We start from the raw sequence: 15136 nt of genomic DNA, 5'->3' as shown, positions 1-15136 counted from the left end.
AGCCCTCATGAACGATACCGACCTGCGCCTTGATTTCTTCCGCAAGCTGCAAGCGGTCAGCACCAAAATCCACGCCACCAGCAAGCTCGATGAGATCATGCTGGACCTGGGCATGGAGTTCTGCGACCTGTTCCAGTGCGAGCGCTTCACGCTGTACGCGGTGGACCAGGACCAGATCGTGTCCAAGGTCAAGACCGGCCTGACCTCCTTCAAGGACCTGCGCCTGCCGGTCACGCCGCAGAGCATTGCCGGCTTCGTGGCGCTGAACCGCCAGGTGCTGAATATCGCCGACGTCTACGACGAGCAGGAACTGCGCCGCATTTCGCCGGAGCTGCGCTTCCAGCAGGGCGTGGACCAGCGCACCGGCTACCGCACGCGCCAGATGCTGGTGGCGCCGCTGGTGTCGGTGCAGTCCAAGGAAATGCTGGGCGTGGTCCAGTTCATCAACACGCGCAACCACCAGCCGTTTACGGCGATTGCGCTGGACGGCGTGCGCGAGCTGTGCGAGACGCTGTCGGTGGCCTTCAGCCAGCGCATGAAACCGCCGCAGCGCGTGCACAGCAAATACGAGGGCCTGGTGGAAGACGCGGTGCTGGCGGCGCCCGAACTGGAGCTGGCCATGCGCTCGGCGCGCAAGAAGGACGTGGACGTGGAGAGCGTGCTGCTGGACGATTTCCAGATCAAGCTGCCCGCCATCGGCCAGGCGCTGGCGCGCTTTTACGGCGTGCCCTATGAACCCTTCCGCGCCGACCGCGTGAAGCCGGTGGAGCTGCTGCGCAACCTGAAGCGCCAGTTCGTCGAGGAGTACGGCTGGCTGCCGCTGGACGATACGAAGGAAGGCCTGGTGGTGCTGGCGCTGGACCCGGAGGCGGCGGCCAGTGCGCGCCTGGTGAGCCAGATCTTCCCGAAAGCGAAGCTGCTGTACCGCGTGACCACGCTGCGCGAGTTCGAACTGACGCTGGACCAGTTCTACGGCGCGGCGGCCGGCGATACGGCCAGCGTGGGCGAGCTGCTGTCGGGCATGGACGATGGCGAGGAGGACGGCGAGGCGCCGGACCATGTGTCGGAGGCGGTGGAGAACGAACTGGTCAAGCTGGTCAACAAGATCATCGTCGACGCCCACCGCCAGGGCGTGTCCGACATCCACATCGAGCCGCTGCCCGGCAAGGGCAAGACCGGCGTGCGCTTCCGCAAGGACGGCACCCTGGTGCCCTATATCGAGATTCCGGCCTCCTACCGCAGCGCGCTGGTAGCGCGCATCAAGATCATGTGCGACCTCGATATCTCCGAGCGCCGCAAGCCGCAGGACGGCAAGATCAAGTTCCGCAAGTACGGGCCGCTCGATATCGAGCTGCGCGTGGCCACCATCCCGTCCACCGGCGGCGTGGAAGACGTGGTGATGCGCATCCTGGCGGCAGGCGAGCCGATCCCGCTCGACAAGCTGGGCGTGCTGCCGGCGAACCTGGAGCGCCTGCGCGCGACGGTGGAAAAGCCTTACGGCCTGTTCTTCGTCTGCGGCCCCACGGGCTCGGGCAAGACCACCACGCTGCACTCGGTGCTGAACTACCTGAACAGGCCGGACACCAAGATCTGGACCGCGGAAGACCCGGTCGAGATCACGCAGAAAGGCCTGCGCCAGGTGCAGGTCAACCGCAAGGCCGGGCTGGACTTCGCGACCGTGATGCGCGCCTTCCTGCGCGCCGATCCGGACATCATCATGGTGGGCGAAATGCGCGACAAGGAGACGGTGGCGATGGGCATCGAGGCCTCGCTCACCGGCCACCTGGTCTTCGCCACCCTGCACACCAACAGCGCGCCGGAATCCATCGTGCGCCTGCTGGACATGGGCATGGACCCGTTCAACTTCGCCGACGCCCTGCTCGGCATCCTGGCGCAGCGCCTGGCCAAGCGCCTGTGCACCAGCTGCCGCCAGGCCTACCAGCCGGCCGAGGCGGAGCTGAACGCGCTGCTGACGGAATTCTGCGAGGAGCTGCGCCACACGCCCGCCTTCCAGCGCGACGAAACGGCCGCGCGCGCGGCGGTGCTGGCCGGCTGGCGCGAGCGCTATGCGGACGAACAGGGCCGCTTCACCCTGTACCGCGCGGTGGGCTGCGAGGAATGCAACAAGGGCTACCGCGGCCGCGTGGGCCTGCACGAACTGATGGTGGGCACCGAAAAGGTCAAGAAGCTGCTGCAGGAGCACGCCCGCGTGGCCCAGCTGCTGGCCGCCGCGCTGGAAGACGGCATGCTGACCCTGAAGATGGACGGCATCGAGAAGGTCCTGCTGGGCATCACCGACATCAGGATGGTGCGCATGGTCTGCATCAAGTAAGCAGCGCTTTCGCGTAGCAGCCCGCCGCCGCCCGGCCGGCGTATTTGCCGAAATTATCGATGCGGCGGTAGCCGTGGCGCAGGTAGAACTGCGTCGCGCGCACGTTCACCAACCGCGTTTCCAGCCACAGTTCGCGATAGCCCATGGCGGTTGCACGCCGCTCCAGGTGGGCCAGCAGGGCGCCGCCCACCCCCTGTGTTTCAGGACGCGCATACATGCGTTTCAGTTCCGCCACACCCGGCTGCAGCGGGCGCAGCGCGCCGCAGCCCAGCGGCCGGCCCGCCGCGTCGCGCGCCAGCACGAAACAGCCGCCGGGGCCGCGCACATCGTCCACGCTGAAGGAGGCCGCACCGCTGTCGCCGGTGATCAGGGCCAGCGCCACCGACAGCTCGCGCATCAGCAGCGCGGCATCGTCCGTGCCGGGATCCTCGTCGCCAATGCAGATCATGCCAGCCGCTTGTACATGACTGTGGTCGCGCCCAGCGTGCCGTCCGGCATGGCGGCGAAATCCGGAATCGTGCCGCAGACCTGGTAGCCCAGCTTCAGGTACAGGGGCTCGGCCTGGTAGCCGGTGCAGGTGTCGAGCACAATCAGCGTGCGGCCCTCCTCGCGTGCGCACTGCTCGGCATGCCGCAGCAGGGCCTGCGCCACGCCCTGGCGCCGCGCGCGCGAATGCACCAGCATCTTCGCGATCTCGGCGCGGTGGCGGCCGTTCGGCATGCCGCCCAGCACCAGCTGCGCCGTGCCGCAGATGGCGCCCTCCCCGTCGCGCATGACGAACAACCTGCGCTCGCGGCGCTCCAGCGAAGGCAGCAGGCCAAGCCAGAAGGCGCGCGCTTCTTCGTGCGGGAACGGCAGCACGAAGCCGACGCTGGCGCCATTCAGCACGCAGTCGCGCAGCACCTCGGCCAGCGCATCGGCTTCGGCGCGCAGGCCGGCCGCATCAAGTTCGTTCAAGGTGCGCATATCGCTATCAGGTAGTGGGCGCCGTGCGGGCCGGGACAGTGGAAACGGGTGGGGCCGAACAGGTGGAAGCGCAGGCAGTCGCCCTTCTGCAAGCGGTGCTCCACGCCGTCCAGCGTGTAGTTGAGGACACCGCTCAGCATCCAGATGTGCTGCTCCAGGCCGCGCACCGGTGGCAGCGGGTAGTCGATCACCGCGCCGGCCGGCAGGCGGCCTTCGATCAGCTCCGTGCTGAAGCCTTTCGCGGGCGGGGACACCATGCGGCGCACGAAGCCCGTGTCCGGATCCTGCCACTCGTTCTGCTGCGCCGCGCGGATCAGCTGCGCGGGCTGCACTTCCACCTCGGCGATCAGGCGCGACATCGGCATGCCGTACACGGCGCACAGCTTGCCGAGCAGCTGCGCGGTGGGACTGGTTTCGCCGCGCTCCAGCCGCGACAGCGTTGCACGGCTGATGCCGCTCGCTTGCGCCAGCTCCTCCAGCGGCCAGCCACGCTCCTCGCGCAGGGCAGCCAGGCGCTGCACCAGCCTCAGTTCGAAAGTATCGCCATTTCCCATATACGAGACAATATCTCACATTAGAGAAACGCGCAAGCATCAATGATCGAGGAACACCGGCTCCGGCATGCTGTCCGTCTCGCGCCGCCCGCCCACATTCCACGCCCGCCGCTCGCCCCAGCGATGCTGCTGCCTCGGCAGCAACGCGGCGATCATTTGTTCGCGCTCCCCGTCCCCTGGCGCCGCAGCAGGACGCCGCAGCAGGTCCGCGAGCTTCCAATGCTTCTCACCCGGCAGCAGAATGCTGATCAGCTCCCAGGCATTGCGGTGCCCGCCCGGGCACGCCTGCACGTAGCGGTTCGGCGAAACCGGGTGGCCCTGGCACAGCAGCTCATTGCCAATAACGCAGGCTTCGGGATGTTCCGGGTGCGAAGCGATGCGCAGGCGCGAACCTTCCGGAAGAAACAGTGTCTTCCAGTGAAAACCTGCTGCTGTGCCGCCGGCCGCCGCGAGCCACGCCTGGATAGCCTGATCGACAGCCTCTTCAACGCTCAGGGCGCTGTTCGTGCTACGCAAATGCCGCGTGATCCGGAATAGACTGTGTGGGGAGATAGTCATGGGGCCCTCCGGGAAAACTGGTCTTTTCGATGGTCTTTTTTGAGAAATCTCCCTGTTTGACCGAACCGGCGGGGAAAAGTTCAAAAACGCCGATTTTCCCCATGATTTTCCCCAGTTTTCCCAGAAGGGGCAGGAACCCACTCCCCTCCCCTGTATTGCCGCCTCAGGGCTCCGCGCGCTTGGCCCAGCGCTGGGCGAGGATGGCGCAGACCATGAGCTGGATCTGGTGGAAGATCATCAGCGGCAGGATGATCATGCCGAGCGAGGACGTGGCGAACAGCACCTTGGCCATCGGCACGCCGCTGGCAAGGCTTTTTTTGGAGCCGCAGAAGATGATGGTGATCTCGTCTTCCTTGTTGAAGCCGAAACGGCGGCTGAACCAGCCCGACAGCCAGAGCACGATGGCCAGCATCACGCAGGACACGATGACGACGCCCGCCAGCGCGAAGCCCGGCACCTTGTGCCACAGGCCTTCCACCACGGCCTCGCTGAACGCGGTATAGACCACCAGCAGGATCGAGCCCTGGTCGGTATATTTGAGCATGGGCCTGTGGCGGTCCACCCAATGGCCGATCCAGCGCCGCATGAGCTGCCCCGCGATAAAGGGCGCCAGCAGCTGCAGGGTAATCGCGAGCACCGCGTCCATCGGCGAACGCGCGGCCGGGCCGCCGCTGACGATGAAGGCGCTGACCAGCAGCGGCGTAAGGAAGATGCCGAGGAAGTTGGAGGCCGAGGCGCTGCACACGGCGGCCGGCACGTTCCCGCGCGCCATCGAGGTGAAGGCGATGGAGGACTGCACGGTGGACGGCAGCATGCACAGGAAGAGGAAGCCGATATACAGCTCCGGCGTCAGCACCGTCATGGCCAGCGGCTTCATGGCGATGCCCAGCACGGGGAACAGCACGAAGGTCAGGCACAGCACCAGCAGGTGCAGGCGCCAGTGCGTCAGCCCCGCAATCACGGCCTCGCGCGACAGCTTGGCGCCGTGGAAGAAGAACAGCAGGCCGATGGCGAAGGTGGTGATGTCGCCCATCACATCGGCCGCCTTGCCCTCGCAGGGCAGCACGCTCGCCAGCGCAACGGTCAGTATCAGGGCCAGCGTGAAACCATCCGGTATCACGCGCTTTACGGTTCGGAGCAGGAAGTTCATCAGGCCATTCTAGCAGGGAGTAATTGGGGTCTGTCCCTATTTTTCGGCAAATAAAAAAGGGAGCCGAAGCTCCCTTTTCTGCATGCCGCGCGCGGCGCTTACATGATGTGGGTGCCAATCCACCAGCCGATGGCGGCCACGAAGGCGGAGGCCGGAATGGTGAAGATCCAGGCCCACACGATATTGCCCGCCACGCCCCAGCGCACGGCGGACAGGCGCTGCGAGGCGCCCACGCCGACGATGGCGCCGGTGATGGTGTGGGTGGTCGATACCGGCACGCCCCAGAAGGAGGCCATCAGCAGCGTGATGGCGCCGCCGGTTTCGGCGCAGAAGCCGCCCACCGGTTTCAGCTTGGTGATCTTCTGGCCCATGGTCTTCACGATGCGCCAGCCGCCGAACAGGGTGCCGAAGGAAATCGCCGCGTAGCAGGCCACGATGACCCAGGTCGGCGGCGCCGCGTCGGTGGCGGCCACGTGGCCGGAGGCGATCAGCAGCATCCAGATGATGCCCATGGTTTTCTGCGCGTCGTTGCCGCCGTGGCCCAGCGAGTAGGCGGCGGCCGAGGCCAGCTGCAGGCGGCGGAACCAGCCGTCGATCTTGCGCGGCGTGCTGCGCACGAAGATCCAGGACACCAGCAGCATGATCACGGAGCCGAGCGCGAAGCCCAGCAGCGGCGCCACCACGATGAAGATGACGGTCTTCCACAGGCCGGCCGCGATCAGCGCGCCAGTGCCCGCTTTCGCTACCGCAGCGCCCACCAGGCCGCCGATCAGGGCGTGCGAGGAGGACGAGGGAATGCCGTAGTACCAGGTGATCAGGTTCCACACGATGGCGCCCACCAGGGCGCCGAAGATCACGTAGTGGTCCACCACATTGGGGTCGATGGTGCCCTTGCCGATGGTGGTGGCCACTTTCAGGCCGACGATGAAGATGGCGATGAAGTTGAAGAAGGCCGCCATGGCCACTGCCGATTGCGGCTTCAGCACGCCGGTCGAAACGACCGTCGCGATCGCGTTGGCCGCGTCGTGGAAGCCGTTCATGAAGTCAAACACCAGCGCGAGGAAGATCAGTGCTGCCAGGGCATAGATGCTGATTTGGAGGGTCTGCATAGATTATATTTTTTTGGTTTCGCCGCGCTGCTTACGCGTTTTCGACGATGATGCCTTCGATGATGTTGGCCACGTCTTCGCAGCGGTCCGTCACCGTTTCCAGGATCTCGTAGATGGCCTTCATCTTGATCAGGTTGCGCACGTCCGGCTCGTCGCGGAACAGCTTGGACATGGCGGCGCGCATCACATGGTCGGCGTCCGATTCCAGGCGGTCGATCTCTTCGCAGATGCCGACGATGTCGCGCGCATTGTTCATGTTCGACAGCAGGGCCACCGCTTCCTTGACCTTCTCGCAGCAGGCCAGCACCAGTTCGGCCAGGCGCTTGGCTTCCGGCGTTACCGAATGCAGGTCGTACAGCGACACGGTCTGGCCGGCGTCTTCCATCATGTCCAGGATGTCGTCCATCTTGGTGATCAGCTTGTGGATGTCGTCGCGGTCGATCGGGGTGATGAAGGTCTTGTGCAGCAGGTCGACGCAGGTATAGGTAATCTTGTCAGCCTGCTTCTCGATGCTCTCGATCGCGTGCACGCGGTTTTCCAGGTCGTCGAAGCTGGTCATCAGGCCCAGCATCTCGCGCGCGCCTTTCACGCACAGGTCGGCGTGCTGGTTGAACAGGTCAAAGAACTTGCCCTCGGTGGGCATCAAGCGTCCAAACATTTTATTCTCCGTTGGTTGATTCGTCGGTACTGCCGGAATTAATCGCCCTGGTAAATCGACAGATTACCCGTGTAGTTGCCAAACTTGGTGTACATGCCCATCCACGTCAGACGGATCGCGCCGATCGGGCCATTACGCTGCTTGCCGATAATGATCTCGGCGGTTCCCTTGTCCGGCGAATCGGGGTTGTACACCTCGTCGCGGTAGAGGAAGATGATGACGTCCGCGTCCTGCTCGATTGCGCCGGATTCGCGCAGGTCGGACATCACGGGCCGTTTGTTCGGGCGCTGCTCCAGCGAGCGGTTCAGCTGCGACAGCGCGATGACCGGGCAGTGCAGTTCCTTCGCCAGGCCCTTCAGCGAACGCGAGATCTCCGAGATCTCGGCGGCGCGGTTGTCGCCCGGCTGCGAGCCCTGCATCAGCTGCAGGTAGTCGACGATGATGAGCCCGAGCTTGCCGCACTGGCGCGCCAGGCGGCGCGCGCGGGCCCGCATCTCGATCGGATTGAGGGCCGGCGTCTCGTCGATATAGAGCTGGGCCTCGTTCATTTTCTGGATGGCATGCGTCAGGCGCGGCCAGTCCTCGTCGTTCAGCTTGCCGGTCCGCAGGCGGTGCTGGTCGAGCTGGCCGACCGAGCCCAGCATACGCATGGCCAGCTGGGCGCCGCCCATCTCCATCGAGAACACGGCCACCGGCAGGCCGGCCTCGATCGCCACGTTCTCGCCGATATTGACGGAGAAGGCGGTCTTGCCCATCGAGGGGCGTCCCGCCACGATGACCAGGTCGCCCGGCTGCAGGCCGGAGGTCATGCGGTCAAGGTCGATGAAGCCGGTCGGCACGCCGGTGATCTCGCTGCCGCTGTCGCGCGAATACAGCTCGTCGATGCGCTCCACCACCTGGGTCAAGAGCGGCTGCACGGCGGTCCAGCCGGAGGCGCCGCGCGCGCCCTGCTCGGCGATGGCGAAGATCTTCGATTCCGCCTCGTCCAGCATCTGCTTGACCTCCTTGCCCTGGGGGCTGAAGGCATTGCCGGAAATCTCGTCGGCCACCGTGATCAGCTTGCGCAGCACGCCGCGGTCGCGCACGATCTCGGCATAGCGCCGGATATTGGCGGCGGACGGCGTGTTCTGCGCCATCGCGTTCAGGTACTGCAGGCCGCCCACCTCTTCCGCCTTGCCCAGCATGGTGAGCGTTTCAAACACGGTGATGACGTCGGCCGGCTTGCCGGCATTGATCAGGCGCACCATCTGTTCGAAGATGATGCGGTGGTCGTAACGGTAGAAGTCCTCCGCGTGCATGAAGTCCGCGATGCGGTCCCAGGCGGCGTTATCGCGCAGCAGGCCGCCGATCACCGATTGCTCGGCTTCGATGGAGTGCGGCGGGATGCGGAGGGAGTCGACTTGCGGGTCGGACGGGGCGGCGGCGTTCATGGCGCGCATTATACCTGCTTCGGGCGGCGGTCAAAAAATTTCAGGCGATAAAAAAGCCGGGTTGCCCCGGCTTTTCTGGTGCTGCGGCAGCGTGCAGCTTAGGCCGCTTCGCCCACCACGGCGACGGTCACTTCGACCACCACATCGGTGTGCAGGGCCACGGACACCGGGTGCTCGCCGGTGGTCTTCAGCGGGCCGGTCGGCATGCGCACGGCCGCTTTTTCCACAGCGAAACCGGCCTTGGTCAGCGCTTCAGCGATGTCGAAGTTGGTCACGGAACCGAACAGGCGGCCATCCACGCCGGCCTTCTGGGCCACGGTGACGGTCATTCCGTTCAGCTTGTCGCCTTGTGCCTGGGCCGCTGCCAGCTTGGCGGCAGCGGCTTTTTCCAGTTCGGCGCGCTTGGCTTCGAATTCGGCCACGGCCGCGGTGGTGGCGCGGCGCGCCAGTTTTTGCGGGATCAGGAAGTTACGGGCGTAACCGTCCTTGACTTTCACCACGTCGCCCAGGTTGCCGACGTTGATAACTTTTTCCAACAGAATGATTTGCATAGTGTTCTCCAGGATTGATCAGCGGCGCGATTAAGCGTGGTGCAGATCGGTGTAAGGCAGCAGGGCCAGATAGCGGGCGCGCTTGATCGCGGTGTCAACCTGGCGCTGGTAGTGCGCCTTGGTGCCGGTCAGGCGGGCCGGCATGATCTTGCCGTTTTCCTGGACGAAGTCCTTCAGGGTGTCCACGTCTTTGTAGTCCACCTGTTCCACGCCGGCGGCGGTGAAGCGGCAGAACTTCTTGCGCTTGAACAGAGGGTTTTGCTGTTTGCGCTTCTCTTTCAGCTTGAGCTTGTTTTTGTCGAACTTTTTACCGAATGCCATTTTAGGCTCCTGTATCTAAATGTGCGCTGCTCTGGGCAGCACGGAAATCAATGATGTGAAATACCAGGCTTTTGCTATTGCGGTTCTTCTTCGCCAGGAAACCGCTGAACTCATACACGCCACCGAGGGCTGCCTGGTTGAACCGTCCGGAGATTTCGCCTGCCGCAACGGCGGCGATCTCGAATTCGGTCAAGCGGGCGATGCCTGCCTCCATCTGCTGCGAACTGTGCTGCAATACTGCATTCACAATCGGCATGCCGGCCGGGGTGTAGCGCAGGGCGTCCCGTTCGGTGATGAGGGCGGTGAACTGAAGCTGGTTCAGGTCCGTTCCTGATTAAGACTTAGGCCGCGGCAGGGGCAGCTGCTGGTGCTTCGGCGCGGTGGCTCTTGGCCGCATCTTCACGCTGGACCGACTTCATCATCGGCGAAGGAGCGGTTTCCGCTTTCTTCATCTTGACGGTCAGGTGACGCAGCACGGCATCATTGAATTTGAACGCGGTTTCCAGTTCGACCAGAGTTTCGTTGTCGCACTCGATGTTCATGCAGATGTAGTGTGCTTTCGCCAGTTTCTGGATCGAGTACGCCATTTGACGGCGGCCCCAATCTTCCACGCGGTGCACGTTACCGCCGCGCGAGGTCACGCTGGCCTTGTAACGTTCGATCATCGCGGGCACTTGCTCGCTCTGGTCCGGATGGACGATAAATACGATTTCATAGTGACGCATGCAAACTCCCTTAAGGACTGTGAAAATAGCCCACCCCGGCGTCAAGACGAGTGTGGGAAGAGGTAAGCCCGCAAGCATAGCAGCTTTTCGCCCCGATTGGAAGAGCGGGACCGGCTGACACCACGGTGCCTGACCCCAGGGTGTCAGCTTTCCCCATAAAAAGCTTGCAATATCCGACACACTGTACAAAAATACAGTCTGTCGATATTCACAGTGGCCACCCATGATCAAACTGACTGCAAGGCAGGAAGAAATCCTCAATCTCATCAAGGATGCGATCGAGAACACCGGCTTCCCGCCGACCCGCGCCGAGATTGCGGCCGAGCTGGGCTTCAAGTCGGCCAATGCCGCCGAGGAGCACCTGAAAGCGCTGGCGCGCAAGGGCGCCATCGAAATCACCGCCGGCACTTCGCGCGGCATCCGCCTGCTGGGTTCGTTTGCCGAGTCCAGCGCGCCGATGCCGCACGTCCCGGCCCCGGTCCTGATGAGCCTGCCACTGATCGGCCGCGTGGCGGCCGGCTCGCCCATCCTGGCCCAGGAAAACCTGGAAACCAGCTACAGCGTCGACCCCAAGCTGTTCAGCAGCAAGCCGGACTACCTGCTCAAGGTGCGCGGCGAGTCGATGCGGGACATCGGCATCATGGACGGCGACCTGCTGGCCGTGAAGAAGGTGGACAGCGCCAAGAACGGCCAGATCGTGGTGGCCCGCCTCGGCAACGAAGTCACCGTCAAGCGCTACCGGCGCAACGGCGCCACCATCGAGCTGCTGCCGGAGAATTCCGACTTCAAGACCATCACCGTGCAGCCGGAGGACGAATTCGCCCTGGAAGGCCTGGCGGTAGGGCTGTTGCGCAGCTGGCACTGATGGCGATCCAGCTCTACGGCAGCTGCGAGTCCGGCCACAGCTACAAAGTCCAGCTGATGCTGAATGTGGCCGGCGTGCCGCACAGCTACGAGGAAATCGACCTGCGCCTGGCGCGGGCCGACCGTCCGGAACCCTTCCGCAGCCTGGCGCGCTACGGCGAGGTGCCGCTGCTGGTGCATGACGGCAAGCCCTACGTGCAGTCCAACGCCATCCTGCTGCACCTGGCGCAGCACCTGCGAGCTTACGGCGGCGAAACGGCGGAGCGCCTGGAGCGCGTGCGCGAATGGCTGTTCTGGGAAGCGAACCGGGTCGGCATGTCGATGGCCCACCTGCGCTATGGGCAGAAGTTCGACGACGAGGGCGCCTATGCGGGCACGGTGCTGCCCTGGTTCCGGCGCCGCTTCGACGCCGACATGCTCAGGCTGGAAGAGGAATTCGCCGACGGCCGCGCCTTCCTGCTGGACGACGCGCCCAGCGCGGCCGACTTCTCGCTGTGCGGCTATATGTACTGGCCGGAACAGGCCAAGGTGGACTACCCGGCGCGGGTGCAGGCCTGGCTGGACCGCATCGCGGCCCTGCCCGGCTGGCGCCACCCCTACCGCATGCCGGGCGCCGATCCCTGGTAAGCCGCCCTAGTGGCGCGCGCCATAATAGGTGCCGCGGCTCTCGGCCGCCGTCATCGAGACGCGGCGCGCATGGGCGTTCCAGTCGGAGGCAAATGCCGCAGCGCGGGCGGCCGCCAGCGCGCGCGACTGCCCGATCCAGCGGGCCCGCTGCAGCTGCGCCTCGGCAGCGGCGTCTTCGGCCTCCTGCACCAGCTTCAGGTAGGTGTCCTGCCCCAAGGCCTCATTGCTGTCGAACTCCGCATTCAGGCGCTCAGCATAGCGGTTATAGCAAGCCTGCCAGTTGCGGTACTCCTGCTCCGTGCGCTGGGCGGCGGCCTCGTTCGAGACCGCCACGAATGCCGGCAGCTTGCAGCCGGACTGGCTATACGCGAGGTGATCGAAGGAAGTAGCGGCGGAAGCACTGCCCGCCATGGCAGCCAGGATGATTGCAGCGATGCGTTTCATTGCAGACCTCTTCGGACGGTGGGAAAGTGTAGAAAATCACTATACCCCCGCCGTCCGGCGAGCGCAATTTGCTTGCATGCTGCTAGGCTTCAGGCAGCGCGGCGCGGAAATCGTCCAGCAGGTCGGCCGTGTCCTCGATGCCGACCGAGACCCGGATCAGCGATTCGGCAATGCCCATCGAAGCGCGGCGCTCGGCGCCCATCTCGTAGAAGATGGTGTGCGCCACCGGAATCACCAGCGTGCGCGTGTCACCCAGGTTGGAGGCCGGCACGGCGACCTTCAGACGGTTCAGGTAGTCGAAGCAGTCGATGCCCTCTTTCAGCTCGAAGCTGAACAGGGAGCCGGCGGCCTTGAACAGCTCCGCCGCGATGGCGTGCTGCGGGTGCGAGGCCAGGCCCGGATAGTGGACCGCCGCCACCCGCTCATCCTGCTCCAGCATTTCCGCCAGCGCCTTCGCATTGGCGCTGGTGCGCTCCATGCGCAGCGCCAGCGTTTCCGAACCGACGGCGATATGGTGGGCCGCCTCCGGCCCCAGGGCGGCGCCGAAGTCGCGCAGGCCCTTGGCGCGGATCTGCGTGATGCCCCACATGGCGGGCGCCGCCTTCTTGTAGTTCTCGAAGATGTTCGGGAACTTCGACCAGTCGTAGGCGCCGGTATCGGTCAGGCTGCCGCCCAGCGCATTGCCATGGCCGCCGATGGACTTGGTCAGCGAATTGACCACCAGGCCCGCGCCCACCGCCTTGGGGCGGAACAGGTAGGGCGTGGTCATGGTGTTGTCCACGATGTAGAGGATGCCGCGCTCGGCGCACAGCTGGCCGATGCGCTTCAGGTCCGCCACCTGGGTGCGCGGATTGGCGATGGTCTCGACAAAGACGATGCGGGTTTCCGGCTTCAGGGCCGCGGCCACATTGGCCACATCGGTGGCATCGACGAAATCCACGCCCACGCCCTGCCCGGCCACGGTCTGCCACAGCGAGTTGGTGTTCCCGAACAGGAAAGACGAGGACACCACATGGTCGCCCGCGCGCAGCAGGGCCTGGAACACGGCGCCGATGGCGCCCATGCCGGTGGCGAAGCACAGCGTGGCCACGCCGTCTTCCATGCGGTTGACCTTGTCCTCCAGCGCCGACACGGTGGGGTTGCCCTGGCGGCCGTAGCGGAAGCCCGGCTCCTTGCCCTGGAACACGGCAGCCAGCTGGCGCGCATCGGTATAGCCGAAGGCCACCGCCGTGTGGATCGGCTTGTGCAGCGAATTCTGCTCGACCGGCTTTTGCCGGTCGTTGTGCAGGATGGTGGTGGTGAAGCCGTACTGTTTCATCACGCTTCCGTGGTCGCGTAGTTCAGGTTCAGCTGGGTGCGCGCGCCGTCTTCGACCGCCTTGGCCTTCGGGTGATGGCGCGCGTACTCGATGCGGTCCAGGTAATCCGGCGACACGTCGCCCGTGATGTAGATGCCGTCGAAGCAGGACGCCTCGAAATTGAGCAGCTTCGGATTCACGTCGGAGATGGCCTTCTTCAGGTCATCCAGGTCCTGGTAGACCAGCGCATCGGCGGTGATCTCCTTGCACACTTCGTCCACGCTGCGGCCGTGGGCGATCAGCTCGTCGCGCGTCGGCATGTCGATGCCGTACACGTTCGGATACAGCACCGGCGGCGCGGCCGAGGCGAAGATCACCTTCCTGGCGCCCGCTTCGCGCGCCATCTGCACGATCTCGCGGCTGGTGGTGCCGCGCACGATGGAGTCGTCCACCAGCAGCACGTTCTTGTCCTTGAACTCGTCGCCGATGGCGTTCAGCTTCTGGCGCACCGACTTCTTGCGCATGGCCTGGCCCGGCATGATGAAGGTGCGGCCGATGTAGCGGTTCTTGATGAAGCCTTCGCGGTATTCCTTGCCCAGGCGCAGGGCCAGCTGGATGGCGGCCGGGCGCGAGGAATCGGGAATCGGCATCACCACGTCGATATCGTCGGCCAGGCCTTCGCGCTTGATCTTGTCGGCCAGGTACTCGCCCATCTTCAGGCGGGTGCTGTAGACCGAGGCGCCGTCGATCACGGAATCGGGGCGCGCCAGGTACACGAACTCGAACACGCAGGGATTCAGCGACGGGCTGTCGGCGCAGATCTGGCTGTGCAGCTTGTTGTCGGCATCGATGAAGATGGCCTCGCCCGGCTCCACGTCGCGCACGAAGCGGAAGCCCATGCCTTCCAGCGCCACGGACTCGGAAGCGATCAGGTATTCCAGGCCTTCCGGCGTTTCATTGATGCCCAGGCACAGCGGGCGGATGCCGTGCGGGTCGCGGAAGGCCAGCAGGCCCACGCCGGCGATCTGCGCCACGGCCGCATAGCCGCCGCGCACGCGGCGGTTCAGCACCGTCACCGCCTGGAACAGGGTCGAAGGCTCCAGCGAATAGCCGGTGGTGGCCTTCTGGATCTCGTGGGCCAGCACGTTCAGCAGCACTTCCGAATCGGAATCGGTGTTGATGTGGCGGCGGTCGTTCTTGAACATCTCGGTCTTGAGCTGCTCCCAGTTGGTCAGGTTGCCGTTGTGCGCCAGCGTGATGCCGAAGGGCGCGTTCACGTAGAACGGCTGCGCTTCCTCTTCGCTGGAGGAACCGGCGGTCGGGTAGCGGCAGTGGCCGATGCCCGAATTGCCCATCAGCGAACGCATATTACGGGTACGGAAAACGTCACGCACCAGGCCATTGGCCTTGTGCATGGTGAACATGCTGCTATGGTTGGTCGCGATGCCTGCCGCGTCCTGGCCGCGGTGCTGCAGCAGCAGCAGCGCGTCATACAGCAGCTGGTTGACGGGTTGGTGGGAAACGACGCCGACGATGCCACACATGGTGTG

At 64.8% G+C, this 15136-nt stretch carries 18 protein-coding genes; 3 read left to right on the top strand and 15 right to left on the bottom strand.

The annotated features are described in order from the left end of the window. Positions 1 to 7: 7 nt before the first annotated feature. Positions 8 to 2332: a GspE/PulE family protein gene (locus tag ACJRPG_RS03950; RefSeq protein ID WP_407998751.1), complete on the top strand. Its 2325-nt coding sequence runs from the start codon at positions 8 to 10 to the stop codon at positions 2330 to 2332. Here the strand turns inward: ACJRPG_RS03950 and ACJRPG_RS03945 are convergent. The 12 genes from ACJRPG_RS03945 to rpsF form a co-directional block, all read right to left on the bottom strand. After that, a complete protein-coding gene (locus ACJRPG_RS03945; protein WP_407998750.1) occupies positions 2325 to 2780 on the bottom strand; it encodes a GNAT family N-acetyltransferase in 456 nt (151 codons plus the stop codon). The genes ACJRPG_RS03950 and ACJRPG_RS03945 overlap by 8 nt on opposite strands. Beyond that, positions 2777 to 3298, bottom strand: a complete 522-nt coding sequence (locus ACJRPG_RS03940) for a GNAT family N-acetyltransferase (RefSeq protein ID WP_407998749.1) — start codon at positions 3296 to 3298, stop codon at positions 2777 to 2779. The genes ACJRPG_RS03945 and ACJRPG_RS03940 overlap by 4 nt, the downstream gene beginning before the upstream one ends. After that, complete coding sequence (locus ACJRPG_RS03935) at positions 3286 to 3852, bottom strand: helix-turn-helix domain-containing protein (protein ID WP_407998748.1); 567 nt, start codon at positions 3850 to 3852, stop codon at positions 3286 to 3288. The genes ACJRPG_RS03940 and ACJRPG_RS03935 overlap by 13 nt, the downstream gene beginning before the upstream one ends. 39 nt (positions 3853 to 3891) lie before the next feature. Beyond that, positions 3892 to 4410, bottom strand: a complete 519-nt coding sequence (locus ACJRPG_RS03930; RefSeq protein WP_407998747.1) for a hypothetical protein — start codon at positions 4408 to 4410, stop codon at positions 3892 to 3894. A 163-nt stretch (positions 4411 to 4573) separates the two neighbouring features. Then, entirely contained in the window at positions 4574 to 5560 is a 987-nt protein-coding gene (locus ACJRPG_RS03925) for a bile acid:sodium symporter family protein (RefSeq protein WP_407998746.1), read from the bottom strand. A gap of 98 nt (positions 5561 to 5658) precedes the next feature. Then, a complete protein-coding gene (locus tag ACJRPG_RS03920) occupies positions 5659 to 6669 on the bottom strand; it encodes an inorganic phosphate transporter (RefSeq protein ID WP_407998745.1) in 1011 nt (336 codons plus the stop codon). A gap of 31 nt (positions 6670 to 6700) precedes the next feature. After that, positions 6701 to 7327, bottom strand: coding sequence for a DUF47 domain-containing protein (locus ACJRPG_RS03915; RefSeq protein ID WP_407998744.1), 627 nt, complete (start codon positions 7325 to 7327; stop codon positions 6701 to 6703). Positions 7328 to 7365: 38 nt separating this feature from the next. Next, a complete protein-coding gene (locus ACJRPG_RS03910; protein ID WP_407998743.1) occupies positions 7366 to 8766 on the bottom strand; it encodes a replicative DNA helicase in 1401 nt (466 codons plus the stop codon). A gap of 89 nt (positions 8767 to 8855) precedes the next feature. Next, the gene (gene rplI / locus ACJRPG_RS03905; protein ID WP_407998742.1) at positions 8856 to 9308 is read right to left on the bottom strand and encodes a 50S ribosomal protein L9; all 453 of its coding nucleotides are present in this window, start codon (positions 9306 to 9308) and stop codon (positions 8856 to 8858) included. 30 nt (positions 9309 to 9338) lie between these two features. Continuing rightward, positions 9339 to 9629 carry a 30S ribosomal protein S18 gene (gene rpsR, locus ACJRPG_RS03900; RefSeq protein ID WP_019922639.1) on the bottom strand — a complete coding sequence of 97 codons (291 nt, stop codon included), beginning with the start codon at positions 9627 to 9629 and terminating at the stop codon, positions 9339 to 9341. A gap of 1 nt (position 9630) precedes the next feature. Continuing rightward, positions 9631 to 9951 carry a primosomal replication protein N gene (gene priB / locus ACJRPG_RS03895; RefSeq protein WP_407999370.1) on the bottom strand — a complete coding sequence of 107 codons (321 nt, stop codon included), beginning with the start codon at positions 9949 to 9951 and terminating at the stop codon, positions 9631 to 9633. A 19-nt stretch (positions 9952 to 9970) separates the two neighbouring features. Next, positions 9971 to 10354, bottom strand: a complete 384-nt coding sequence (gene rpsF, locus ACJRPG_RS03890; RefSeq protein ID WP_407998741.1) for a 30S ribosomal protein S6 — start codon at positions 10352 to 10354, stop codon at positions 9971 to 9973. Positions 10355 to 10577: 223 nt separating this feature from the next. Between rpsF and lexA the strand changes: the two genes are divergently transcribed. Then, the gene (gene lexA, locus ACJRPG_RS03885) at positions 10578 to 11219 is read left to right on the top strand and encodes a transcriptional repressor LexA (RefSeq protein ID WP_407998740.1); all 642 of its coding nucleotides are present in this window, start codon (positions 10578 to 10580) and stop codon (positions 11217 to 11219) included. Beyond that, entirely contained in the window at positions 11219 to 11845 is a 627-nt protein-coding gene (locus ACJRPG_RS03880; protein WP_407998739.1) for a glutathione S-transferase family protein, read from the top strand. The genes lexA and ACJRPG_RS03880 overlap by 1 nt, the downstream gene beginning before the upstream one ends. 6 nt (positions 11846 to 11851) lie before the next feature. Here the strand turns inward: ACJRPG_RS03880 and ACJRPG_RS03875 are convergent, their stop codons facing one another. From ACJRPG_RS03875 to purF, 3 genes are all read right to left on the bottom strand, one after another. Next, positions 11852 to 12289 carry a hypothetical protein gene (locus ACJRPG_RS03875; protein WP_407998738.1) on the bottom strand — a complete coding sequence of 146 codons (438 nt, stop codon included), beginning with the start codon at positions 12287 to 12289 and terminating at the stop codon, positions 11852 to 11854. Between the two features lie 82 nt (positions 12290 to 12371). Beyond that, positions 12372 to 13607, bottom strand: coding sequence for a cystathionine gamma-synthase family protein (locus tag ACJRPG_RS03870; protein WP_407998737.1), 1236 nt, complete (start codon positions 13605 to 13607; stop codon positions 12372 to 12374). Then, positions 13607 to 15130: an amidophosphoribosyltransferase gene (purF, locus tag ACJRPG_RS03865; RefSeq protein ID WP_407998736.1), complete on the bottom strand. Its 1524-nt coding sequence runs from the start codon at positions 15128 to 15130 to the stop codon at positions 13607 to 13609. Before purF ends, ACJRPG_RS03870 begins: the two co-directional genes overlap by 1 nt. Positions 15131 to 15136: the final 6 nt, after the last annotated feature.

The organism is Pseudoduganella rhizocola, assembly GCF_045984285.3.
GTDB lineage: Bacteria > Pseudomonadota > Gammaproteobacteria > Burkholderiales > Burkholderiaceae_D > Rugamonas.
The sequence above is the reverse complement of the archived record's forward strand: the minus strand, read 5'-3'. Positions and strand labels throughout refer to the sequence as shown.